Source organism: Pseudomonas sp. Sample_11 (genome assembly GCF_004307505.1).
In the GTDB taxonomy this organism is placed as follows: Bacteria; Pseudomonadota; Gammaproteobacteria; order Pseudomonadales; family Pseudomonadaceae; genus Aquipseudomonas; species Aquipseudomonas atacamensis.
In genome coordinates this window covers 1-22975 of record NZ_RCOD01000017.1, presented here as the reverse complement: position 1 = coordinate 22975, position 22975 = coordinate 1, and the positions used below count along the sequence as shown (strand labels likewise).

Below are 22975 nucleotides of genomic sequence, written 5' to 3'. Positions count from 1 at the left end.
CGGTCCTCTTAACGGTTCTGTTCCGGATTCCACTGGGCATACCGCTGACCGCGCAGGAACTGCCACAGGCCGAGACTCATCCCGGCGAGGGTGACCAGCAGAAACGCGGCGAGGCGGAACGGTTTCGGCAAGCGGTGTTGCGCATCCAGCAGGCCGGCAATTGCCACGCTGTAGCCGAACAGTTGCGCGATCAGGCTCAGGCGATAGAAGCCGTGCTCGTCCCACAGCCAGCAATTGCTCAGCAGCAATGGCAGAAGAAGAACCGGCGCCAGGCGGCGGATCAGTTTGTGGCTGATCAACGCCAGTGAATACAGGCCATGCTTGAGCGGATTGAGCAGCTCGCGGCGCTGGGCCAGGCTTTGCAGGCCGCCGACGGTGACGCGCTGACGACGGCGAAACTGCTTGTCCGCTTCGTCGACGCCATGGTCGATAACCTGCGCTTCGGGCACGTAGACGATGCGCTTGCCGGCCACCGGTGCGCAGGTGCTGATGAAGAAATCGTCGTTGACCTCGGCCGGTACGTTCTGGAACAACTCGCGGCGCAGGGCGAGCAGGGCGCCGTCAGCGGAGACCATGCAACCGGTGCGGTTCTCGACCCGGCGCAGCCAGCCTTCGTAATGCCGGTACAGGCTGTCGCCGATGCTCAGGCCGCCACCAGTAACCGGGATCACCATGTGCCCGGCGCAAGCGCCGACCTGCGGATCGCTCAGCGGCGCGAGCAAGTGGCCGAGGGTGTCGCGCGACCATTGGTTGTCGGCATCGGTGAACACCAGAATGTCGCCGCTGCTCAGGGCAGCGCCGGCATTCAGCGTGGCGGCTTTGCCCTGACGCGGCAGGTCGAGCACGGTGATGCGCGGATCAATCACCTTGTGTGCGCAGGCCACGGTGTCGTCGGTCGAGCCGTCGCTGGCGAGAATGATCTGCAGCGTCGCCGGTTGATAATCCTGCGCCAGCAGCGTGCGCAACTTGTGCTCGATATGCCGCGCCTCGTTGTGTGCGGCGATGACGATGCTGACGTTCAGCGGCGGCGCCGGCGTGTGTCGCCACGCCGGAAACAGCGGCGCGAGAATCGTCAGCAAAAGCGGGTAGCCGATGTAGGCATAGACCGGCAGCAACAGGCACATCCAGAAAATGAACTCAGCCACGGGCAGGCCTCCTTGCGTTCCACTGACACAGACTCAAAATGAACGCCGCGCCGGCCAGGTGCAGGCGCAGCCAGTGCAGGCCCCACAGTTGCAGGGTCAGGAGCGGATCACGGTGCTTGAGACTCTGGCGAACGCTCAGTACCAGCCCCGGCATCAGGGTCAGCGTCACCATTAGCGCTGCGTGGTGCGGAAAACCGTCGAGCAGCGCCGAGATCGCCAGAAAGTCCAGCAGCCAGACGAACAACGACAGCATCGGGAAGCGCAGCAGGCGCAGGCTCATGCCGTGGGTGCGCAGCAGTTGCAGATGGCTGCCCTGACGCCACATTTCCTTGCCCATCCATTCGCGCCAGTTCATTTCGTAACCCCAGTGCAGCGCGACCTTGTCATTGACCGACAGCAGGCGCGCGCCCTGTTCGTGCAGGCGCAGGGTGAATTCCTTGTCTTCGCCGGTGCGCAGGGTCTCGTTGAAACCGCCGACCTTGTCGAACCAGTCGCGACGCATCAGCAGGTTGGAACTGGGCAGCCAATCGACGCTGTGGCTGACGCGGTGCGAGGGCTGCGAGGTGCGGCGTTGCCAGGCCGTGGCGAACCATGGCGCTTCGGCCGGGGTGTGCAGATCCAAGCCGAACACATCGGCCTGGCCACTGGCTTGGATGTCGAACAAGGGCTGCAACCAGGTTTCCGGCATTTCCACGTCGGCGTCGATGAAGGCCAGCCATTCCCCGCTGGCGATCGCCGTGCCGCGATTGCGCAGCGCGCCGATCAACAGCCCCGGCAAACTGAGCACGGTTGCGCCGAACTGCCGGGCAATCTGCGGGCCCTGATCGGTCGAGCCGTTGTCGACCACGATCAGCTCGCACTCGACATTGGCCGCGTGTGCGGCTTTCTGCGCAGCGAGCAGGGTGCGGCCAATGTGCCGCGCCTCGTTGTACATCGGAATGATGATGCTGATCCGCTTCATGCCTGCGTCTCCGGGGTCAGTGGCGCCTGCTCGGCCTTGATGCGCAGGACGCTGGTCAGCGCCAGCATGATCCACACGTATTTCTGGTTCGGCGCGCTGAGGAACATCAGGAACAGGGTCAGCGACAGAAAGCTCACCCCCAGGTGGGTCATCATGTCAGCCCGATATCCGTCACCGCGCAGCATCCACGCCGCCCGCGCGCGGATCAGGTTGTACAGACCGAGCCCGAGCATGCCGACGAAGAACAGCCCGGCGGGCACGCCCAGTTCGCTGAAGATTTCCAGATAGGTGTTGTGGGCGCGGCGGTACAGGTCGCCGATCTTGCGGTTGGCGGAAAACGCCTTGGCGTAACCGGTGGTCGCGTAATGCAGCGGGAAGGTCCCGGGGCCGGAGCCGAGCACCGGGTGCTCGCGGATCATCTGGCTGCCGACGACGATGTAGGAAGCACGGCGGCCGAGGGATTCGTCCTGCGCCTTGGAGCCGGCGCTGAGGATGCTCAATGACTGGATCCGCGCCATGTAACCGGCCGGCATGGCGTAGATCGCCAGCGGAATCACGATGGCCGCACCGAGCATGACGAAACCCAGGTGCCGTGGGCGGATGTGGGTCAGTTGCGCGCGGTAGTGCCAGATGCCGATGAGCAGACTCAACGCCAATACCACCAGGCCTGAGCGCGATTCGGTCTTGGTCATGCCACCGAGCAACAGCAGGCAGCAAGCGCCCCAGAACAAGCGGTGCAGCAGGTTCGGACTGCGGATCACCAGCAGCAGTCCAAGAGGAATGGCGAAGGCGATCAGCATGGCGAAGGCGTTGGGGTCTTCGAGCAGGCCGGCGGCGCGGCCCTGATCCTGAAACTTCGCCGAGAACATCGCCATGGCGCAGGTCGCGGTGACGGCGAGGGTCACCAGCCGGGCGAACAGGTCGAGGTTCAGTTCGCGGCCGATCAACAACGTAATGACAAACAGCACCAGACCAACGCTGAGCTCGCGCAGGTGCCCCAGCGACATGCCCATGTCATCGGTATTGAGCAAGCTGAGAAAATACAGAACCATGAAGCCGATCAGGCAGTGCCACAGATTGCTGCGCAGGCGCTGCGACGGAATCTGGTGCAGCGCCAATTGCAGCATCACGATCACTGCCAGCGAGGCGCCGAGCAACTTGCTGCCCGACACCGAGCTGTCCTTGAAGAACCCTTCGAACGGCACCAGCGCGGCAATGCCGAGCAGGCCCCAGGTCGGCTTGCGGTACAGAACGGTGAAACCGACCAGACCAATAACCGCCCCCGGTGCCAGATACGGCCAGGGACTGGCCAGCAGACCGAGGCTGACCAGGGCGAACAGACTGACGATCGAGAGCGGGAAAATCATGCGCGTGTCTCCCGTGCCGTTTGGATGTACAGCTGCGACCAGCGTTCGGCCAATGCCTTGAGGTCGTAGCGCTCCTGTTGGGTGCGTCTGGCGTTGTCGCGCAACTGCGCGGCCAGCTTCGGTTCGGCCAGCAAGGTGTCGAGCTGGCGGGCGAGGGCGGCGGTATCCGTCGGCGCCGCGAGCAGGCCGTTGTGACGATCCTGCAGGACATCCGGAATACCGCCGACCGCGAACGCCACCACCGGCACGCCGGCCTGCATCGCTTCGAGCAGAATCATTGGCGTGCCCTCGGTGCGCGAGCTGATCACCAACGCATCGAGTTGCTGCCACCAGCCTTGCATCGCCGTCTGGTAGCCCGGCAGGCGAATCCGCTGCTGCAACCCGGCAGCATCGATGCGCGCCTGCAAGGCCTCGCGTTCCGGGCCGTCGCCGAGCATCACTGCGTCCAGTTGCGGATGCTGGTGACACAACGCAATCAGCGCATCGAGGAACAGGTCCGGGCCTTTTTCACTGCTCAACCGCCCGACGTAACCGGCCAGCCAGCGTTGCCGCTCCGCCACCGGCTGCATTGCCGGTGCTGCCGGCAAACCGTTGGGAATCACCTGCAACTTCTCCGCGCTCACGCTGGCCTTCAGATGCAGCGTGGCGATGCTTTGCGCCACGCAAACCACCCGTTTCACCGACGCCGTGCGGCACAGTTGCAGGCTCAGCCAGGTGTAGAACTTCTGCTTGCGACTGCGCGGGGTGAAGCCGTGCTGGGTGATCACCAGCGGCAGGCGCAGCAGCGCGGCGCCGACCCAGCCGAACAGCAGCCCTTTGAAGTTGTGGGTGTTGAGCAACGGTTTGTCGCCCCGGCGCTGACGCAAGTGCCGCAGCAATTCGCCGAGCCCGGCACAAGCGCGAGCGTCCACCCCGGCTTCACGAAAGCGCGCGATCAGTTCTGGCGGCGCGTCGAGGAACAGCACCTGGTGCTGCCCCGGCGTGGCCAGGCAATGATCCAGCAACATCCGCTCGGCCCCGTAGAAGCCGCCGCTGCTGAGCAAATGAATGATCGGCAGGGCGACGATTGGGGTGGACACCGCGTTCAATTGCGCACCCAGTGCACCAGGCTCGGCATGGTCCAGTTCTTGTGCGGATTGCCCGGCTGCGACGTTTCTTCGTTGAGCACCAACAGCACCGGCAGGCCCAGCTCATGGCTGATTTGCGCCGGATGCTTGAAGCGGTGATCGAAGAACTCACGCACGTAGACGAACGCGATTGCCAGCAGCAAACCGGTGAACAGCCCGAACGGAATGATCAGCAGTGGTTTTGGGAACGCCGCCTCGGTCGGTTCGAACGGTGGGCTGAGTACCCGGGCGTTGGACAGGTCATCGTTGAGCGAGCGCGTGGTGCTGCTTTCGGCAAAGCGCTGGGCATAGGTCGAGAACGCTGCGTGCAGCGCATCGATCTCGGTGTCCATCTGGCGCAGTTTGCTCTGGGTCTGCTGCAAGTCGCGGATGCGGTTCTTGAACTCGGCGATGCGTGCGGTTTTCTGCTCGATCACCTGCTTGACCACGGCCAGGTCGGCGGTGCGTTCCTGGATGCGGTTGCTCACCACTTTGAGAAACTGCTGACGGGTGCGGGCGATCTGCTCGCGGGTCAGCAGCATCGGTTCGCTGCCGGGCTGGAACACCGCCAGATCGTTCATGTAACGGCTGACCTGGCTGGTCAGTTGCTCGCCCATCTGTTTGATTTCCCGGTCCTCGAACGCCACGTTGTCGACGGTGGTGGTGAAGGTGTAGGGGAAGGTGTAGTCGTTGAGCTTGCTGCTGCTGGCGGCGGCGAGCGCGGTTTTCAGATACTCGAGCCAGCGTTGGCTTTGCAGCAGGCGGTCCTGATACAGGTTCAGCGCCTGTTCTTCAGTGTTGATGGCGTTGAGGCGGAAGGTGATTTCCTCCTTCGGATCTGCCGCGCCGACATTTTCCAGCAGCGCTTGGCGGTTACCTTCCAGACCATCGAGCCGCACTTGATACTGGTGTTTTTTGGTCTCGTAGAACGACTGCGGCAAGTCGATCGATTGCAACGCCTGACGGCTGACCAGATAGTTCTGCAGCAGGGCGCTGACAAACGTCGTGCCTTGCTGCGGATCCGGGAAGCTGTAGGTGATCGAGATCACGTTGGAGCCGGGCAGGGTCTCGATTTTCAGGCTGTCGACGGCTTGCTGGGTCAGGGCGTCGAGGGTGGTGTCACGCACCGGATCGGTTTCCATGCCGAGCCCGTTGCGCAGCGGGTTGATGACGTACTCGCGCAGCGGTGTCGAGACGTAGCGCTTGAACGGTTCGCCAAGCAACTTGGCGAACACCCCGGGTGGCGGGCTGTATTCACCGTTGTCGCGCAGTTCGCTGATGGTCTGACGGATCAGCGCTGGCGAACGGAGGATATTGCTCTCGGTTTCCATGTCCGCCAGCGACGGCGGAATGAAGGTGGCGTTGTCCACCGTGAGCGACGTGGTGGCGTCACCCTGAGAGAGTTTTTTCGACTGCACGATGACCTGCGCGGTGATATCGAAGCTCTGTTTGAGCAGCAGCGGCAGGAGCAGGGCGATGACTGCAAAGGTCAGGAAGACGCGCTTCACCAGTTGCTTGTTGGCGAAGAAAATCCTGAAGAACTCATGCAGGTAGTTTTCCTTTGGGTTCATGTCGGTCACCTGTGAGTTAGTTGTCGCTGTCTTTGTTGTCGACGCGGTAGCCGAAGCTGAAACCGACGCCCTGGAACAGCACCACATCAGCCAGTTGGCGGGCGAGTTCGCCGGCGCTGGCCAGTTTGGTTTTTGGCACGTAGAGCATGTCGTCCGGTTGCAGGTAAGCGATTTGCGGGGCATCGCCGGACAGGGCTTTTTCGACGTCGTAGCGCACCGCTTTCACCTGATTGCCGTTGCGCCGCATGATCACCACCGAATCCAGCCGCGCCTTGACGTTGGTACCGCGCGCCAGAGTCAGCGCCTCGAGCACCGACACCGGCCGGCGTATCGGATACGAGCCCGGTTGTGCGACTTCACCCAGCACGTAGATCTCGTTGCCGGCGGTGGACTTGAGCAGCACGTCCACAGTCATCCGGCCCGGCAGTTGCGCGTACTTTTTGTTGAGGAAGGTTTCCAGTTGATTGACGGTCATGCCTTGCAGCGGCACGGCGCCGATTTCCGGAAAACTTGCGTAGCCGTCAGTACCTACGGTGATCTCGCGGCTCATACCGGTGGCCGGGTGGTTCAGCGCACTTTTCAAGTTCTGCTCGTTGCTCAAGGGGCTGATGATCTGCACGGTGAGCTGATTGCGGTTGGGCTGGAACAGCTGTTTGCGCTGATAGACGCGCTGGATTTCCTGACGGGCTTCTTCGCTGGTCAGCCCGGCGATTTTCACCGAGGTGTTGGCGCCTGGCAGTTCGATGGTGCCGTCGGGCAGCACCAGTTGATTGCCGTTGAGCTGGCTGGCGGCGGTGAAATTCAGGCCGATCTGGTCGCCCGATTGCACGCGGTAGGCGTCCGAGCCGCTGGTGCTGATATGGAAGATCACGTCCAGCACATCCTGCGGGCGCAGGGTCTGCTCGATCTTCGGCATATCGGTCGCCTGGGCATTGGCCGGGGAAGCGGTGAGAATATTCACCGGCATGTTCTGGGTGTCGGAAGTGCTGGAGCAGCCCGCAAGCGGCAGCAACAGCAGGACAAGCATTCTGGCGTTCATGGCGTCATCCTTTGCGTTCGCTTACAGGTTTTTGTAAAGCCATTTGGGCATGTAGTACTTGCGCCGGTTGAACACGCTGCCGACCACTTTCGCCCCGGCCTGAGTCAGGCGTTGCACAGCGGCCTGGGCGACTTCCCAGCGGGTGTCTTCGGCGCGCACGACAAACACCACGCCGTCGACCTGAGTGCTGATGACCAGGGTGTCGGCGGCGGAATACACCGCGTCGCCGTCGATCACCACAAAGCGGTACTGGCTGCCCAACTGGTCGAGCAACGGGCTCAGGCGCTCGGCGGTCAGGTGTTCCAGCGTGCGGATCGGCCGGCCGTTGGGCAGCACATGGAAGGGCAGGCTCGAGACCTGCACCACGCAGTCCTGCAACAGCGGCGGGTTGCCCGGGTTGAACAGCAGGTCGCGCAGGCCGCGCTCCTTGCCGAGGTTCATCTGCTGGGTGAGGTTGTTCGCCGACTGGCTGGCATCGACCAGCAGCACCTGGCCGCTGCTCATCTGCGCCAGTTGACTGGCCAGTGCCAGCGCGCTGGTGGTGGTGCCGGCGCCGGGGTTGGCGGCGGTCAGGAACAGAATGCGCAGGTCGAGATCCAGCACGGTCGAAGTCAGATTCGATTCGCTGGGGCTGGCGATGCTCAGGCTTTTATTGGTTGAACCGTCCATTAGCTTGCTCCGTGGCCGCTGAATACTTTGAAGGGGGTTTTCAACAGAATCTTCAGATCAAGCAGAAGGCTCTGCTCGGCGATGTAGCTGAGGTCCAACTCAACGCGCTGGTCGAAGTCGATGTTGCTGCGTCCGGAGATCTGCCACAGACCGGTCATGCCGGGGTAGATCGCCAGACGCGCGAGGTGATTGTCCTTGTAGCGGTAAGCGTTGAACGAGGTCGGGCGAGGGCCGACCAGGCGCATGTCGCCGGTCACCACGTTGATCAGATTCGGCAGCTCATCGAGGCTGGTGCGCCGCAGAAAACTGCCGATGCCGGTGACGCGCGGGTCTTTGTCGATCTTGAAGTCGATGGCGTCTGCGCCGTGCTTGTTCAGGTGGCGCAGCGACTCTTTGAGTTCTTCGGCGTTGCTGACCATGGTGCGGAACTTGAACATGCCGAACTTGCGCCCGCGATAACCGGTGCGTTTCTGCACGAACAGCACCGGCCCCGGGCTGGTGAGCTTGATGGCCAGGGCCAGGCCCAGCAGCACTGGCGAGATCAGCACGAGAATCGTCAGCGCACCGAGGCAGGCGACCACCCGATTGGTCCGCGACAGCTGCCATGGGCGGCCACCATCGCGGCCGCTGAGCCAGCCGCGACCCTGACGGTGGATCGCCGCGTCGAGGCGCATGCGATGTTCCGGGTCGACGCGCTTGTCAGGGCGCATCTGTGCAATCGACACACTTCTTTCATGTCCAGTCATGGCGTCCTCCGCATTCAATCAGCCGCAAGCGGCGCACGGGCAGTGGGGTAGTAGTCGCGGAACCAGGCGATGAAGCGGCCCAGTCCTTCATCCAGTTCTATCCGGGGCTGGAATCCGGTGGCCTGGGCCAGATCGCTGGCCTCGGCGCAGGTGTTGAGCACGTCGCCCGGTTGCAGTGGCAGCAGCTCGACAATGGCTTGCTGATCGAGATGTTTTTCCATCAGCGCGAGGTAGGTTTTCAGCGCGACCGGCTGCTGCCCGCCGATGTTGAACAGGCGCCACGGCGCCATGCTGCTGGCCGGGTCGGGCTGTTCGCGATCCCACTGCGGATTGGCTTGCGGTGGCTGATCGATGAGGCGAGCGATGCTTTCGATGATGTCGTCGATGTAGGTGAAATCGCGCTGATGCTCGCCGTAATTGAACAGCTTCAGCGGCTCGCCTTCGCTGATTGCCCGGGCGAACTGGATCGGCGACATGTCCGGCCGGCCCCAAGGCCCGTACACGGTGAAAAAACGCAGGCCGGTGCAGGGAATGCCGAACAGATGGCTGTAGCTGTGCGCCATCAGTTCATTGGCTTTCTTGGTCGCGGCGTACAGCGACAGCGGGTGGTTGACGCCATCCTTGACCGAGTAAGGCGTGTGTTGATTGGCGCCGTACACCGAACTCGACGAGGCGTAGATCAGGTGCTCGACCGGGTGGTGCCGGCAGCTTTCGAGAATGTTCAGGAAACCGTTGAGGTTGCTGTCCAGATACGCCCGGGGATTGTCCAGCGAATAACGCACCCCGGCCTGCGCGGCGAGGTGGATCACCACTTGTGGCAGCTCGCGGGCAAACAGCGCGTCGATCGCTGAAGCGTGGGCCAGATCCACCGTGGCCAGAGGAAAATCGCCAACCTGCCCGCGCACCCACTGCACGCGGTCGTGCTTGAGCTGCGGGTCGTAGTAGTGGTTGAAATTGTCCAGGCCGACCACCGAATGCCCGTCGCGCAGCAAGCGCAGGACGCAATGGGCACCAATGAAACCGGCGGCACCGGTCACCAGAATCTTCATGGCCGCAGCCCTTCAGGGGCGATGTGGCGCAGACCGATGCCGCTGTAATGCAGGCCGGCGGCGGCAACCTGTTCCGGGTTGTACAGGTTGCGTCCATCGATGATTACCTTCGAACGCAGCTTCTCTGCGAGCAGTTCGAAATCGACCACCCGGAAGTTTTTCCACTCGGTGCAGATCACCAGCGCGTCGGCGTCTTCGAGGGTATCGTCGCGGGTCGCGCACAGGTGCAGGTCGTTGCGGTAGCCGTAGATGCGCCGGCACTCGGACATGGCTTCCGGATCGTAGGCCTGCACGCTGGCGCCTTCGGCCCACAACGCGTCCATCAGGTAACGGCTGGGGGCTTCGCGCATGTCGTCGGTGTTCGGTTTGAACGCCAGGCCCCAGACGGCGATGGATTTGCCGGCCAGGCCTTGCGGGAACTGCGCGCGCAATTTGCTGAACAGGATGTGCCGCTGGCTGTCGTTGACGTCGGTGACGCTGCGCAGCAGTTTCAACGGCATGCCGTTGTGTTCGGCGGTGTGCAGCAGGGCACGCAGATCCTTGGGAAAGCACGAGCCACCGAAGCCGCAGCCCGGATAAATGAAGTGGTAGCCGATGCGCGGGTCGGAGCCGATGCCTTTGCGCACCGCTTCGATGTCGGCGCCGAGCAGTTCGGTGAGGTTGGCCAGTTCGTTCATGAAACTGATGCGGGTGGCGAGCATCGCGTTGGCCGCGTACTTGGTCAGCTCGGCGCTGCGGTTGTCCATGAACATCAGTTTTTCGTGGTTGCGGCAGAACGGCGCGTACAGCTCGCTCATCTGCTCGCGGGCAGCGTCGTCGCGGGTGCCGATGATGATCCGGTCCGGGCGCATGCAGTCGGCGAGGGCGCTGCCTTCCTTGAGAAATTCCGGGTTGGATACCACCCGCACCTGCAGCTCGGTTTTGCCGCGCAACAGCAATTCGCTGGTGGCCGTGGCCAGGACTTGATCGGCAGTCCCGACCGGCACCGTGGATTTGATGATCAACGTGCGATCAGCCTCCATCAGGCCGGCGATCTGCCGGGCGACGTTAAGCACATGGCTGAGATCGGCAGAGCCGTCTTCGTCCGCCGGAGTGCCGACGGCGATGAAAATCAGCTCGGCGTGAGTCACCGCATCACTGGCCTGAGTGCTGAACAACAAGCGCCCGGCCTTGATGTTTTCTTCAAGTGTTGCGGACAGGCCTGGTTCACTGATGGGCGGCACCGCTTGTTGCAGTTGTTTGATCTTGTTCGGATCAATATCAATGCATAAAACCCGATGGCCGACATCGGCAAGTGCAGCGGCTTGTATAAGTCCGACATAGCCAGTGCCAAATACGCTCACGTCCATCTGCGCACCTCAATAAAACCAGAAAAGTTAATTACGGATGAGATTGTTAAAGGGGTATAGCGCAGGGTTTGGAAAGCGTGTCAGCAAAATGACATGTTGCACGGGTATAACACTTGAGGCGTTTTTGGCGATTGGCCATCAAGTCATTGCTGCCATTGAATTTGTTGTTTTCTTGCAGATTTGTTCAGATTTTATTTAACCGACAGACGGTCTAAGTCCCCGAAATTAAAGGCTTTCATCCCCGCAGGTGTGTCAGATTTGAGTCACCGTTTTTTTGACGCTTTACCCGGCTATCAGTCATTTCTTGCGCTTTGATGGCCGGGTGCTAGTGTCAGGTTCTGACCGACAAAGCTTTGACAACCTCCCATTTCGGACGGCCGGTATCGCCATGTTCAAATACGCCAAGGAACTGCTTTTAGTTGCCTATCTATTGCTCTTTTCCGACTATTACCTTGATCGGTTAAATGCTATCGGGTGGGGTTTGAATGTACTTGTTTTTGGCGCGATGTTTTTGGCGCTTACTTTTGCTTTATATCTAACTGCCTATATACGTCAGGCTCTCGTTCGACATGCATTCGCATTAACGATGTTTGCCGCAGCAGTTTTTTTTGATGTTTACACCCGTGTCACCGCGGATTACCTGAGGTACAGCGATTTTGTCTCGCTGGTGTACTCCGGCGGCTTCATTCAGGAAGCGGCCTATCAGTATCGCGATGCGATCCTGCGCGCGGTGCTCAGTGGCTTGCTGCTGTTGTTCGGCATCGGACTCAAGCCGCGTCATGCGCTGTTCATACCCAACACGTTGCGGGTCGCGGCGCCCCTCGTCGGCGTATTGATGCTCAGCGGATTATTGTTTCTACGAGCGGGTGAGGGCGCACGTGGCCTGCCGATCATGTACACGCCGCTGGCCTACCTGAACCTGTTTGCCTACGAGGCGCTACACGATACCGTTGGCCCCCGTGAAGCGGTGACGCTTGCGCGCGCCACGCCCGCCGTCGGCCATGACATTGTGCTGATCATTGACGAAAGCATTTCCGGCAATTACCTCGACATCAACGCGCCGTTCGGCGTGCACAGCAACCTCAAGCAAGCGCCGGCCGGGGTCGATGTCTTCAACTTCGGTTATGCCGCGTCCATTGCCAATTGCAGCGCCGACACCAATGTCACCTTGCGCTACGGCGGCACCCGCGCCGACTACAGACGCATCAACAGCACGTTGCCGTCGATCTGGCAGTACGCGAAAAAGGCCGGGCTCGGCACGGTCTACATCGACGCTCAGCGCACGGCCGGCAATTTGCAGAACCTGATGACCGCCGCCGAGAAAAACGACATCGACAGTTTCGTGCAATTCGACCAGACCAGCGTGCGCGACCGCGACATGGCGGCAGCGGCGAAGCTGATCGAACTGCTCAACGACAATCGCCCCGAGCTGATCGTGATCAACAAGGTCGGCGCGCATTTTCCGGTGCATGACAAATACCCGGACGCGTTCATGGCCTACCGGCCGACGCTGCCCCGCGGACAGTTCACCGAAGTCGCCGACACTGGCGAACGCACCGGTTTCAACGGCCAGCCGGATGACTGGGTGCTGTATCGCAACGCCTACAAGAACACGCTGTTGTGGAACGTCGGCGAGTTCTTCGCCCGGGTGTTTGCCCAGGCCAACCTGAACAATGCGCTGCTGATCTACACCTCCGATCATGGCCAGGATCTGCATGAGCGCGGCAACCCGGGCTTGAATACTCATTGCGGCGGCGACCCGGTGGAAGAGGAGGGGTTGGTGCCGCTGGTGGTGATCCAGGGTCGTGGATTGCAGACGCCGGACTGGGCGGCGAATCTGCCGGCAAACAAGGATCGCTCCAGCCACTACAACATCTTCCCGACGCTGTTGCAGGTGATGGGCTACGACTTGGGCGCAATCGAAGCGGTATATGGCAAACCGCTGAGCGTGCCGACGGCGGATGAGTTCACTTTCAACTACCGCTTCAATGCGCGCTTGGGGGCCAAGCCTGAGTGGAAGCATATCGATCTGGGCAGCATCGTTACGCCTGAGCGGGCACCGGCGAGTGTGGCTGCGGGGCAGTGAGTTTCGGGTCGCTCGGGCGGGCCTCTTCGCTGGCAAGCCAGCTCCCACAGGGTTCGAGGTTGTTCACAAATCCTGTGTCAGCACTGGCCTCTGTGGGAGCTGGCTTGCCAGCGATGGGACCAGCACTGACACCAGCCAATTCAAAGCTTCAGCCACCGCGCCCGATACTCCCCAGGCGCGCACCCCAGCCAGCGCACGCAAGCCCGGTTGAATCCCTGCACATCGCTGTAACCCAACCGATCCGCCACTTCGACCAGCTCCAGCGCCCCGGACTGCAACAGGTCCTCGGCCCGATAGCGCCGATGCTCATCAAGCAGTTCGCTGAAGGTCCAGCCCAACGCCTTCAAACGCCTTGCCGCCGTGCGCTCAAGCACATGCTGTGTAGCACAGAACTGCTGCCAATCCGCTGAAGCCAGATCTTCGATCAGATAATCGCTGAGCTGTCCGAGCAAGGTCGATTCACTGAGGCATCGGGTCTGTTCCAGCAGATCGACAAGCGTTGTTTCCAATCTCGGATTACCCGGTGTCAACGGCATCACGAACAGCTGAGGATCCAGATAAATCGCCGCGCATGATTGCTCTGCGCTCACCGGGGTGCGCAATGCCGATTGATGCTGCTCGCGGCTTGCCGATGCCAGTGCCACACCCAGCACCGGATCACCGGGCACGCCGCTGGCGAGCAACTTGCGTCGCACCAGGCTGCACAGGCTGACGAGGATGTAATCGGTCAGCGCCGCCGGAGCACCAAGACGGCCGGCTTCGACCAAGCGCAGTGTTACGCCGCCATCTTCACGCAGGATTTGCACACGGAAGTGTCCGTTGAAAAACGCAAAGTACTCGGCGAAAAATTCACAGGCACGTTCCAGCGACACGGCGACATCGAACAGATAGGTCAGTCCATTGGTGGCCGTCGAAACGAAACGTTCACCCGCAGCCAGACCGATCAGTGGATCGCCGCTCTGTTCCACGGCAAACGCCCAGAAGCGCCGCGACATCAGCAGCGGCATGCGTGTGAACGGCGTGCGCAGATCGAACAGGCTGCGGCGCAGTTGTGCTTCGATTGCGCCTTGGCTAATGCCGCGCGCGAGCAATTCTTCAATGGCCGGAAGCAAGGTCGGCGCGTAAAAAGCGTTAACGGATTGCGGATGGGTTTTGCTCATGTTGCGCGCGCGTCTCCCGTCGCTCCGTTAGCCGCCAGCAACCGCTGATCGACGCTGAGGATCGCCTCAATCATTGCCCGCGCTGCTGGCGTCAGGGTAAAACCGGCGCGGCTGACGATGCCATAACCCAGTTGCAGCGCCGGCTCGTCATGGGGGACGTCGACAAAGTCGAGCAGCTCGATCAGGCCGCGATCAAGTTGTTCACGCAAGGCCTCAAGCGTGGCCAGCCCCACCGCGTCGGAGCGCAGCACTACGCGCTGGATCGCGTCAAATTGTGCGCACTCGACGCTCGGGTTGAAGTCCTGCTCACCAAGGATATCGGCGAGCACCTTGCGGATCATCGGTGGAATGCGCGTGCCGACGATCGGGTAATCGAGCAGGGCGCGCAATCGCAGGTCTCGTTGCGCGAGGAGCGGATGGCCGGCGCGACAGAAAAACCGTCCCGGCCGCGTGCGCAGCAGGTGCACCTGATACTGCGGATCGCTGACAAAGTGCCGCGCATCGGCGACGAAAAACTCGATCTGCTGCTCGCGCAACCACAGCGTCAGCTGCTGCCAGTCGCCCTGATGAAACCGCGTGCGAATCGCCGGATGCGCATCAATGAAGTCGGCCAGCGCTTCCGGCACCAGCACCTGCGCCGGATACGGACCGCAACCGAATTGCAGTTCGCCGCCGGTGAGGCCGTTGTATTGCGTCAATTCGTTGTGCAGCGCCTGGCTGCCAGCGAGCAGGCGCCGCGCATGTTGCAGCACCAGCTCGCCTTGCCCGGTCAGGCGAAATTCGCGGCTGCTGCGCTCGACCAGCTCGCAGTCAAGATCACGCTCCAGAGTCTGGATGCTGCGGCTGAACGCCGGTTGACTGAGGTTGATCGCCTCGGCGGCGCGACCGAAGTTGCGGTAATCAGCGAGGGCGACCAAGTGGCGAAGCTGGCGAAGATCCATCATGCGTCTCCTGCATTTAGCGGATACTTTTAATGCATTGGATCGATAGCACGTCCGCTGGCATAAGTACACGCCTGTTCTTCGATGGCACGCCTTCATGTCTCAGCCTCTGTTCGCCTCCAGCGCGTTTACCCGCACGATTCTCGCGCATGCTCGCCAGTCCGGACTGTGCCCGCAACGCTTGATGGCGCGCGTGGGGATCTGCCCGTCTGTGCTTGCCGGACAGCATCAATTGATCGCCGCACAAGCGCTTGAACAGTTGTGGCTTGAGTGTGAATGGTCAGGGGTAGCGCCGACGTTTGGCTGTGAACTGGCCGACGGGATGGCGACCGATTGCCTGCAAGGACTGAATATCCTACTCGACTCGTCCGCGACCTTGCGGGCCAGTCTGAAGTGCTTCATCGACTGCTTGCCAAGGGTGATCAATTACGTTGCGGTGGAACTCGTCGAGGCGGGCGATTTTGCTCATTTGCGCCTGCGTTCGCAGCAGGGGCAGTTGCATCATTTCGCTCTGGATGCGGCAGTGATAACGCTGGTGCGCAACATTGCCCGTCGATTGGGCGGGGCGCCTGGAGATTTGTTTGTGAGTGTCAGCCTGCGCCCGGCGCAATTGGCCGGTGGCTGGCTGCGTGGAGTGGGTATCGCGGTGGAGCAGGGCGAACATCTGTGCCTGACCTTGCCGAGATATAGCCTCGATCAGGTCTTGCTTGGCGCCAACCCGTTTCTGCACCAGAGCATGCTGCGTCACTGGCACGCTGAAACTCGCGCACCTGCGCGTGAGGACAATCTGACAATGGCGCGGCACTGGCTGACGGCGGGTGATCAACCGATCGAACGGATAGCTGAGCGGCTGGGTTATCGCCAGCCGAGCAACTTTATCCGCGCGTTTCGCAAACAGTTCGGGATTACGCCGAAGCAGTTCCGGTTGAATCCGGGGCAGGTTTGTTGAAAGCACAATTGAGGTGATTGATCGTTATTGAGGGTGCCAGCAAGATTTACCCCCTCACCCCAGCCCTCTCCCCCAAGGGGGCGAGGGGGAAAGGGAGCCGATCTTCATGGCGTTCGGAATCTGAGTTCAACTCGGTATCCCACGTCGGCGTATCTCGTACATCCAACACGGTCAGTCCCCTCTCCCTCCGGGAAGGGGGCTTGTGAATCATGGGAGCTGATGTGCGTGTTATTCAAAATTGCATTCAACTCGTCATCCCACGTCGGCGTATCTCGTACATGCAACTCGGTCGGTCCCCTCTCCCTCCGGGAGAGGGCTAGGGTGAGGGGCTTTTGACTTACGGCGTGACGATATTGAACTGCGGCCCGAACGTATCCAGGCTGCCCATCAATAATCCGAATTTCTGACCATTGCCCTGCAACTTCACCAGTCCTTTTTGCATCGCCGTCGGGAAGTCCAATTGTTTCAGGCTGATCTTCTCCAGCGTATCGCGGCTCAGACTGACGCTCGCATCCGCCGCCGGATTCAAGCCGGCGCGGTGAGTCAGCACGCCATTGCGCAAGGTCAGGGTGAAATCTTTTTGCACATCGTCGAACGTCCAGTTCAGCGTCAGGTCATGGGCCACGGCTTTGTCGCTGTCCAGGCGTACCGCGAGGTAGTCGAAGAACATTTCCGGACTCATCGCCCGGACCATGTCCACCGATACGGTATTGGCAGACTGCGGTGGTACGCCGTTGCGCAGTTCCATCGCACCGGTCAGGTACATGTTGCGCCAGGTGGCGTTCTCGCTTTGATAACCCAACTGCTCCAGCGTCTCGGCTTGAGCATTGCGTGCATCCGCGTTGTCCGGATCGGCGAACAGCAACTGGTTGCCCAACTGCGCGGCCCATCGGTAGTCAGCGCTGGCCATCGCACTGCGCATTTTCTCCAGCACCGACGCGGTACCGCCCATGGCCTCGACCGAGCGTTTAGCCGCATCGACCGGGGGCAGCGGGTTGAGGTTGGCCGGGTTGCCGTCGTAGAAACCCATGTAGCGCTGATACACCGCGCGCGTATTGAAACTCAGCGAACCGTAATAACCACGGGTGTACCACTTCTGATCGAGCGAGCCGGGCAGCTTCTTGATCGCATCAGCGATTTCCAACGGCGTCAGGCCCTGGTTGAGCAAGTGCAGAGTGCGGTCATTGATGAAGGCGTACATGTCACGCTGATCGGCGAGCAAAGTACGAATCCGCTCGCCACCCCAGGTCGGCCAGTTGTGTTGGGCGAACAGCACGTCCGCCTTGTCGCCGTAGCGGGCCAGACTGTCATCGAGGTATTGCGACCAGGCTTTGGCATCACGCACCTGCGCACCGCGCGGGGTGAGGATGTTGTGCATCATCTGCGTGGCGTTTTCGGCCATGCACAAGGCTTTCAGCTGCGGTAGATAAAGGTTCATTTCCGCGGGCGCTTCGGTGCCCGGGGTCAGCTGGAATTCGATTTGCAGGCCGGCGATGGTGCGGGTTTCCAACGGCTCGGCAATCAGATCGGTAGGCGCGATCAGTGTGACCGTGCCACCGCTGGGCGCGCTCTTGCCGAGGCCAGCGTCGACCTGGCCTTTTTCACTGCGCGGCAACAGGCTGCCGAATTGGTACTGCGCGCGGCGGCTCATGGCGTTGCCGGCCATGACGTTCTCGCTCATCACGTGTTCCATGAAGCCGACCGGCGCGTAGACCTTGACCTTGCCGGACTTGACATCGGCCTCGTCGATCACCCCGCGCACGCCGCCGAAATGATCGACATGGGTGTGGCTGTAGATCACCGCGACGACCGGTTTGCGCGGCCGATTGGCGTAGTACAGGTCCAGCGCCGTCCTGGCGGTTTCGGCCATGGTCAGCGGATCGATGATGATCAGCCCGTCGTCACCTTCGATGATGGTCATGTTGGCGAGGTCGAGGCCGCGCACCTGATACAGCTTGGGGCTGACCTCGAACAGACCGGCGTGGACATTGAGCTGGGCCAGTCGCCACAGGCTTGGATTGACCGATTCCGGCGCCTTGTCTTTGGCGAGGAAATCATAGGCATTGACGTTCCAGATGACTTTGCCGGCGGCATCCTTGATCTGACCCTTGAACGGTGCGATCAGGCCTTTGCTGACGGATTCGAAATCGGTGCGGTCGCTGAAAGGCAGGGTTTGCAGGACGGCAGCGTTGCTTGCGGCGGTTTGCATGCTCGGCGCAACCGCACCGTCAGCAGCGAGCAACGGTTGGCTCAGACAAGTGGTGATCAGGCAGGTCAGCAGGCCACGCGGGCTCAGGATGAAACGGGGCATGGGTGTCTCCGGTTTTTTTATCGTTATGGCCGAACAGCCAGCAGCGTAGGGCGCGTCCCGGAGTTGGCGATGATCATCAGCGGACAAAAACCATTCAGGGCCGCTATCCTAGGCCCAGGTTCACTGATCGGGTTTGCCCATGCTTGAGGTTCGCGACGTTTTCAAAAGCTATGCCACGCCACAGGGATTGTTGCCGGTGCTGCAAGGCGTCGACCTGACGCTGGAGGCCGGTGGCAGCCTCGCGCTGATGGGCGAGTCGGGCAGTGGCAAAAGCACGCTGCTGCATCTGGTGGCGGGGCTGGACAAGGTCGACAGCGGCAGCATTCGCAGCGGCGAATATCGCTTGGAAGCCATGAGCGAAGCGCAACTGGCGAACTGGCGGCGCACGGAAATCGGTCTGGTGTTTCAGCAGTTCAACCTGATCGGCAGCCTGCGCGTGGAAGACAACCTTGCCTTTCAGGCGCGCCTCGCCGGGCGCCATGAGCCGCGCTGGCAAGCGCATCTGGTGCAGCGTCTGGGGCTGGGCGATCTGCTCTCGCGGTATCCCGAGCAACTCTCTGGCGGCCAGCAGCAACGAGTTGCATTGGGCCGCGCATTGGCTTCGCAGCCGAAATTGCTCTTGGCCGATGAACCCACCGGCAGCCTCGATGAAGCGACCAGCGATGAAGTGCTGCGGCTGTTGCTGGAATTGCTCGATGACACGCCGACGACTTTGTTGATGGTCACTCACAGTCAGCGCGTGGCGGCGCGTCTGGCTCAGCGCGTGGTGTTGTCGAACGGACGGGTCGCCTGATGATCTGGCGGCAAACCCTGCGCGCGCTGCTCAGCCACTGGCGGCGCCATCCCGTGCAGTTTTTCAGTGTGCTGACCGGGCTGTGGCTGGCCACTAGTCTGCTCACTGGCGTCGAGGCGCTGAACAGTCAGGCGCGCGACAGCTACGCGCGGGCCAGCCAGATGATCGGCGGCGAACCGCAGGCCAGCCTGAGCACGCCAAATGGGGCATTGTTTCCCCAGCTCTGGTTTATCGAATTGCGCCGTCAGGGCTGGCCGGTGTCACCGGTGTTGCAGGGCCGGCTGACGCTCAAGGGCCACGAAGACCAGCGGATTCAGGTGATGGGCATCGAGCCGGTGTCGCTGCCGTCGGATTCCGCAGTAGCCGGGCAGGCGATGCCGATCGAGCGCATCGTCGAATTTTTCAGCCCGCCGGGCAGCACCTGGATTTCCCCGGACACGATGCAAATGCTCGGCTTGCGCGAAGGCGATACACCGCAAACCGTAAACGGCCAGACCCTGCCGCCGCTGCTCGCGCAGAAGGACATGGCGCCGGGGTTGTTGCTGGTCGACATCGGTGTAGCGCAACGCCTGCTCGAACAACCTGAGCAACTGTCGCGACTGCTGCTGCCCAAGGACTTTCATCAAGAATTACCAGCGAGTTTCACCGATCGCTTGCAGCTCAAAAGCAGCGGCGAAGAAAACAATCTCGCGCGGCTGACCGAGAGCTTTCACCTCAATCTCGATGCCCTTGGATTTTTGTCGTTTCTGGTCGGCCTGTTCATCGTCCACGCTGCCATCGGCCTCGCTCTGGAACAGCGCCGAGGCTTGCTGCGCACGTTGCGCGCCTGTGGCGTCAGTGCACGAATGCTGATCGCATGTCTGGTGGTTGAACTGGGTGTGCTGGCGCTGATCGGTGGATTGTTCGGTGTGATCAGCGGCTATTGGCTGGCCAGCGTGCTGCTGCCGGACGTCGCCGCCAGCCTGCGCGGTCTGTATGGCGCGGAAGTGGCGGGGCAGTTGCGTTTGAGCCCCTGGTGGTGGTTCAGCGGCATCGGTCTGAGCCTGCTTGGCGCCTTGCTGGCCGGGGCCAATAGTCTGCTGCGGGCGGCGCGCCTGCCGTTGCTGGCGGTGGCCGATCCGCAGGCGTGGCATCAACAGTATTCGCGCTGGTTGCGCCGACAGGGTTGGCTGGCGACAGCGCTGCTGATGATTGCGCTGGCGGCGCTGATCTGGGGCGACAGCCTGAGCAGCGGCTTCGTGCTGATGGCCGGGCTGTTGCTCGGTGCCGCGCTGGCCTTGCCGGTGCTGCTCAGCGCGTTGTTGAACCCGTTGCTCGGGCGTAGTCGGTCGGTGCTCGGCCAATGGTTTCTCGCCGACTGCCGCCAGCAACTGCCAGCCCTGAGTCTGGCGCTGATGGCGCTGCTGCTGGCGCTCGCCGCCAACATCGGCGCCGGCAGCATGACCGCCGGTTTTCGCCAGACCTTCAACGACTGGCTCGAACAACGCCTGAGCGCCGAGTTGTACATCAACCCGGCCAATCCGGCGCAGGCCCGCGAGATGCACAGTTGGCTCAAGCAGCAGCCCAACGTGACCGCTGTGCTGCCCAACTGGCAGGTTTCGGTGACACTGCAAGGCTGGCCGGCCGATGTCTACGGCATCATCGACCACTCGTACTATCGCCAGCATTGGCCGTTGCTCGACAGCAGTGGCAGCGATCCGTGGGGCAAACTGGCCACGGATGATGCGGTGATGCTCAGCGAACAACTGGCACGACGCCTGAAGTTGCGGCCGGGCGAGCATCTGAACATTCCCACGCCAAACGGCACATGGTCGCCGCGTATCGTCGGCATCTACGCTGACTACGGCAATCCGAAAGGGCACGTGCTGATCAGCAGCGAGCACCTGTTGCGCGGCTGGCCGCAACTCACGCCCAACCGCTTCAATTTGCGAATCGACCCAGCGCAGATTCCGGCGCTGCTCAACGCCTTGCAGGCGCGTTTTGCGCTGGATGACAACCGCATTGTCGATCAGGCGCGGCTCAAGGGCTGGTCGGTGCAGGTCTTCGAACGCACCTTTGCCGCGACGGCGGCGTTGAACAGCCTGACCTTGGCCGTGGCTGGCGTGGCGCTGTTCATCAGTCTGCTGACCCAGAGCCAGAGTCGCCTCAGTCAACTCGCACCGCTGTGGGCGCTGGGCGTGACGCGCAAACAATTGATGCTGCTCAACCTCGGCCAGACCTGGCTGCTTGCCGTATTGACGTTGCTGTTGGCGCTGCCGCTGGGCATTGCTTTGGCGTGGTGCCTGGATGCGGTGATCAATGTGCAGGCATTCGGCTGGCGCTTGCCGTTGCGGGTGTTTCCGTTGCAGTTGTTGCAACTGATGGGCCTGGCCTTGCTGGCGACTCTGTTGGCTTCGGCATGGCCGCTGTATTCGCTGTACCGCACGCAACCGGCGGACTTGCTGAGGACGTTTGCCCATGAGGACTAAATGGCTCGTGCTGATGATTGCACTGCTGCTCGGTGGCTGCGATCAGCCTGCACCTGAGGAAAAGGGCTTTGCCGGCATGGGCGATCAGGCGCAATCCTTCACCCCGGTGCTGCCCGGTCGGGTGTTCAGCTTCCCCGCCGATCATGGCGCGCATGATGGTTTTCGCATCGAGTGGTGGTACGTCACCGCCAATCTCAAGGATCAGCAGGGCAATGATTTTGGCGTGCAATGGACGCTGTTTCGCAGCGCCCTGAAACCAGTCGCCGAGCAGGCCGGTTGGGGCAACCAAACGATCTGGCTGGGCCATGCGGCAGTCACCTCGCCCTCGGTGCACCACGCCGCCGAGCGCTACGCCCGGGGCGGAGTAGGCCAGGCCGGCGTGCGCCTGGCGCCGTTCGAAGCGTGGATCGATGACTGGATGTTTGCCAGTCAGGCGCAGGATCCGTTGCGCGATATGCAACTCAGTGCTCGTGACAAGAATTTCGCTTATCAACTGCGCCTCACCTCCAGCCGCCCGCTGGTGCTGCAAGGCGACAACGGTTTCAGCCAGAAATCCGAAGAAGGTCAGGCCTCGTATTACTACAGCCAGCCATTTTTCCAGGCCAGCGGCACGCTGCAGATCGATGGCCAGACCTACAGCGTCAGCGGCCCGGCGTGGCTCGATCGCGAGTGGAGCAGTCAGCCACTCACCGCCAATCAAACTGGCTGGGACTGGTTCTCGCTGCATCTGGACAGCGGCGAACATGTGATGCTTTACCGCATGCGGCAGAAGGACGGCGCGCCTTATCTGACCGGCACCTGGATCGCCGCTGACGGGCAGATTCAGACATTGCACAGCGAGCAGATCAGCCTCGTTCCTCAGGATACGGCCAAGGTGGCTGATCGACCGATGCCGGTGAAATGGTCGATCCGCATTCCCGACAAGCAACTCGATATCAGCGTTGACGCGATCAACCGCAATGCCTGGATGGATTTGCGTATTCCGTATTGGGAGGGGCCGGTGAAGATTGACGGCAGCCATCCTGGCCAGGGCTATCTGGAAATGACCGGATATTAACGGTAGGTGCAGTTTCCCTGTGGGAGCGAGCTTGCTCGCGAAGGCTTTTTGTCGAGCGATGATTTGTTCTCCTTGACCGGGTACATATCCGTTGCTGCGGTAACGGCTGCTTAGGGATTCGCCCTTACGGCGACTTACTTTTTTACAAGCGCCAAAAAAAGTAAGCAAAAAACGCTAGCTCCTACGTTCGGCCCTCGCAGGCTCGGGT

The 22975-nt window shown here is 61.5% G+C and carries 18 protein-coding genes; 5 read left to right on the top strand and 13 right to left on the bottom strand.

The annotated features are described in order from the left end of the window. Positions 1-8: 8 nt before the first annotated feature. From D8U60_RS03515 to D8U60_RS03470, 10 genes are read right to left on the bottom strand one after another with little or no spacing between them, the layout of a single operon-like run. Entirely contained in the window at positions 9-1145 is a 1137-nt protein-coding gene (locus D8U60_RS03515; RefSeq protein WP_122700568.1) for a glycosyltransferase family 2 protein, read from the bottom strand. Further along, positions 1138-2106 (bottom strand): glycosyltransferase, encoded by a 969-nt coding sequence (locus D8U60_RS03510; RefSeq protein ID WP_130899477.1) that lies wholly within the window; start codon positions 2104-2106, stop codon positions 1138-1140. Before D8U60_RS03510 ends, D8U60_RS03515 begins: the two co-directional genes overlap by 8 nt. Continuing rightward, positions 2103-3473, bottom strand: coding sequence for an O-antigen ligase family protein (locus D8U60_RS03505; RefSeq protein WP_130899476.1), 1371 nt, complete (start codon positions 3471-3473; stop codon positions 2103-2105). The genes D8U60_RS03510 and D8U60_RS03505 overlap by 4 nt, the downstream gene beginning before the upstream one ends. Beyond that, entirely contained in the window at positions 3470-4561 is a 1092-nt protein-coding gene (locus tag D8U60_RS03500; RefSeq protein WP_130899475.1) for a glycosyltransferase family 4 protein, read from the bottom strand. The genes D8U60_RS03505 and D8U60_RS03500 overlap by 4 nt, the downstream gene beginning before the upstream one ends. Continuing rightward, on the bottom strand, positions 4558-6150 hold the full coding sequence (locus D8U60_RS03495; protein ID WP_041478598.1) for a Wzz/FepE/Etk N-terminal domain-containing protein: 1593 nt from the start codon (positions 6148-6150) through the stop codon (positions 4558-4560). Before D8U60_RS03495 ends, D8U60_RS03500 begins: the two co-directional genes overlap by 4 nt. 16 nt (positions 6151-6166) lie before the next feature. Continuing rightward, complete coding sequence (locus D8U60_RS03490) at positions 6167-7189, bottom strand: polysaccharide biosynthesis/export family protein (RefSeq protein WP_041478599.1); 1023 nt, start codon at positions 7187-7189, stop codon at positions 6167-6169. Positions 7190-7210: 21 nt separating this feature from the next. Beyond that, positions 7211-7858: a CpsD/CapB family tyrosine-protein kinase gene (locus tag D8U60_RS03485; protein WP_024012451.1), complete on the bottom strand. Its 648-nt coding sequence runs from the start codon at positions 7856-7858 to the stop codon at positions 7211-7213. Further along, positions 7858-8604: a sugar transferase gene (locus D8U60_RS03480; RefSeq protein ID WP_016774101.1), complete on the bottom strand. Its 747-nt coding sequence runs from the start codon at positions 8602-8604 to the stop codon at positions 7858-7860. The genes D8U60_RS03485 and D8U60_RS03480 overlap by 1 nt, the downstream gene beginning before the upstream one ends. Before the next feature lie 14 nt (positions 8605-8618). Next, positions 8619-9653, bottom strand: a complete 1035-nt coding sequence (locus tag D8U60_RS03475; protein WP_130899474.1) for an NAD-dependent epimerase — start codon at positions 9651-9653, stop codon at positions 8619-8621. Then, the gene (locus D8U60_RS03470; protein ID WP_016774103.1) at positions 9650-11002 is read right to left on the bottom strand and encodes a UDP-glucose/GDP-mannose dehydrogenase family protein; all 1353 of its coding nucleotides are present in this window, start codon (positions 11000-11002) and stop codon (positions 9650-9652) included. Before D8U60_RS03470 ends, D8U60_RS03475 begins: the two co-directional genes overlap by 4 nt. Before the next feature lie 388 nt (positions 11003-11390). On the opposite strand from D8U60_RS03470, the gene D8U60_RS03465 reads away from it, so the two are divergent. After that, positions 11391-13088: a sulfatase-like hydrolase/transferase gene (locus tag D8U60_RS03465; protein WP_130899473.1), complete on the top strand. Its 1698-nt coding sequence runs from the start codon at positions 11391-11393 to the stop codon at positions 13086-13088. Between the two features lie 140 nt (positions 13089-13228). Here D8U60_RS03465 and D8U60_RS03460 read toward each other — a convergent pair whose 3' ends face one another. Both D8U60_RS03460 and D8U60_RS03455 read right to left on the bottom strand, forming a co-directional pair. Continuing rightward, the gene (locus tag D8U60_RS03460; protein WP_130899472.1) at positions 13229-14248 is read right to left on the bottom strand and encodes an AraC family transcriptional regulator; all 1020 of its coding nucleotides are present in this window, start codon (positions 14246-14248) and stop codon (positions 13229-13231) included. Beyond that, the gene (locus D8U60_RS03455) at positions 14245-15189 is read right to left on the bottom strand and encodes a LysR family transcriptional regulator (RefSeq protein WP_130899471.1); all 945 of its coding nucleotides are present in this window, start codon (positions 15187-15189) and stop codon (positions 14245-14247) included. The genes D8U60_RS03460 and D8U60_RS03455 overlap by 4 nt, the downstream gene beginning before the upstream one ends. A 97-nt stretch (positions 15190-15286) precedes the next feature. Between D8U60_RS03455 and D8U60_RS03450 the strand changes: the two genes are divergently transcribed. Continuing rightward, complete coding sequence (locus D8U60_RS03450; RefSeq protein ID WP_130899470.1) at positions 15287-16138, top strand: AraC family transcriptional regulator; 852 nt, start codon at positions 15287-15289, stop codon at positions 16136-16138. 337 nt (positions 16139-16475) lie between these two features. On the opposite strand, the gene D8U60_RS03445 is transcribed toward D8U60_RS03450, so the two are convergent. Continuing rightward, on the bottom strand, positions 16476-18449 hold the full coding sequence (locus tag D8U60_RS03445) for an alkyl sulfatase dimerization domain-containing protein (protein ID WP_130899469.1): 1974 nt from the start codon (positions 18447-18449) through the stop codon (positions 16476-16478). A 139-nt stretch (positions 18450-18588) separates the two neighbouring features. Between D8U60_RS03445 and D8U60_RS03440 the strand changes: the two genes are divergently transcribed. From D8U60_RS03440 to D8U60_RS03430, 3 genes are read left to right on the top strand one after another with little or no spacing between them, the layout of a single operon-like run. Further along, positions 18589-19242 carry an ABC transporter ATP-binding protein gene (locus tag D8U60_RS03440; protein ID WP_130899468.1) on the top strand — a complete coding sequence of 218 codons (654 nt, stop codon included), beginning with the start codon at positions 18589-18591 and terminating at the stop codon, positions 19240-19242. After that, positions 19239-21710, top strand: coding sequence for an ABC transporter permease (locus tag D8U60_RS03435; protein WP_130899467.1), 2472 nt, complete (start codon positions 19239-19241; stop codon positions 21708-21710). The genes D8U60_RS03440 and D8U60_RS03435 overlap by 4 nt, the downstream gene beginning before the upstream one ends. Further along, positions 21700-22767 carry a lipocalin-like domain-containing protein gene (locus D8U60_RS03430; RefSeq protein ID WP_130899466.1) on the top strand — a complete coding sequence of 356 codons (1068 nt, stop codon included), beginning with the start codon at positions 21700-21702 and terminating at the stop codon, positions 22765-22767. The genes D8U60_RS03435 and D8U60_RS03430 overlap by 11 nt, the downstream gene beginning before the upstream one ends. Positions 22768-22975: the final 208 nt, after the last annotated feature.

Coding starts and splice junctions, on each gene's coding strand:
- D8U60_RS03455 (WP_130899471.1), bottom strand. CDS start 15,189: ATGGATCTTCGCCAGCTTCGCCACTTGGTCGCCCTCGCTGATTACCGC.
- D8U60_RS03475 (WP_130899474.1), bottom strand. CDS start 9,653: ATGAAGATTCTGGTGACCGGTGCCGCCGGTTTCATTGGTGCCCATTGC.
- D8U60_RS03485 (WP_024012451.1), bottom strand. CDS start 7,858: ATGGACGGTTCAACCAATAAAAGCCTGAGCATCGCCAGCCCCAGCGAA.
- D8U60_RS03445 (WP_130899469.1), bottom strand. CDS start 18,449: ATGCCCCGTTTCATCCTGAGCCCGCGTGGCCTGCTGACCTGCCTGATC.
- D8U60_RS03495 (WP_041478598.1), bottom strand. CDS start 6,150: ATGAACCCAAAGGAAAACTACCTGCATGAGTTCTTCAGGATTTTCTTC.
- D8U60_RS03430 (WP_130899466.1), top strand. CDS start 21,700: ATGAGGACTAAATGGCTCGTGCTGATGATTGCACTGCTGCTCGGTGGC.
- D8U60_RS03510 (WP_130899477.1), bottom strand. CDS start 2,106: ATGAAGCGGATCAGCATCATCATTCCGATGTACAACGAGGCGCGGCAC.
- D8U60_RS03480 (WP_016774101.1), bottom strand. CDS start 8,604: ATGACTGGACATGAAAGAAGTGTGTCGATTGCACAGATGCGCCCTGAC.
- D8U60_RS03470 (WP_016774103.1), bottom strand. CDS start 11,002: ATGGACGTGAGCGTATTTGGCACTGGCTATGTCGGACTTATACAAGCC.
- D8U60_RS03440 (WP_130899468.1), top strand. CDS start 18,589: ATGCTTGAGGTTCGCGACGTTTTCAAAAGCTATGCCACGCCACAGGGA.
- D8U60_RS03505 (WP_130899476.1), bottom strand. CDS start 3,473: ATGATTTTCCCGCTCTCGATCGTCAGTCTGTTCGCCCTGGTCAGCCTC.
- D8U60_RS03450 (WP_130899470.1), top strand. CDS start 15,287: ATGTCTCAGCCTCTGTTCGCCTCCAGCGCGTTTACCCGCACGATTCTC.
- D8U60_RS03465 (WP_130899473.1), top strand. CDS start 11,391: ATGTTCAAATACGCCAAGGAACTGCTTTTAGTTGCCTATCTATTGCTC.
- D8U60_RS03490 (WP_041478599.1), bottom strand. CDS start 7,189: ATGAACGCCAGAATGCTTGTCCTGCTGTTGCTGCCGCTTGCGGGCTGC.
- D8U60_RS03460 (WP_130899472.1), bottom strand. CDS start 14,248: ATGAGCAAAACCCATCCGCAATCCGTTAACGCTTTTTACGCGCCGACC.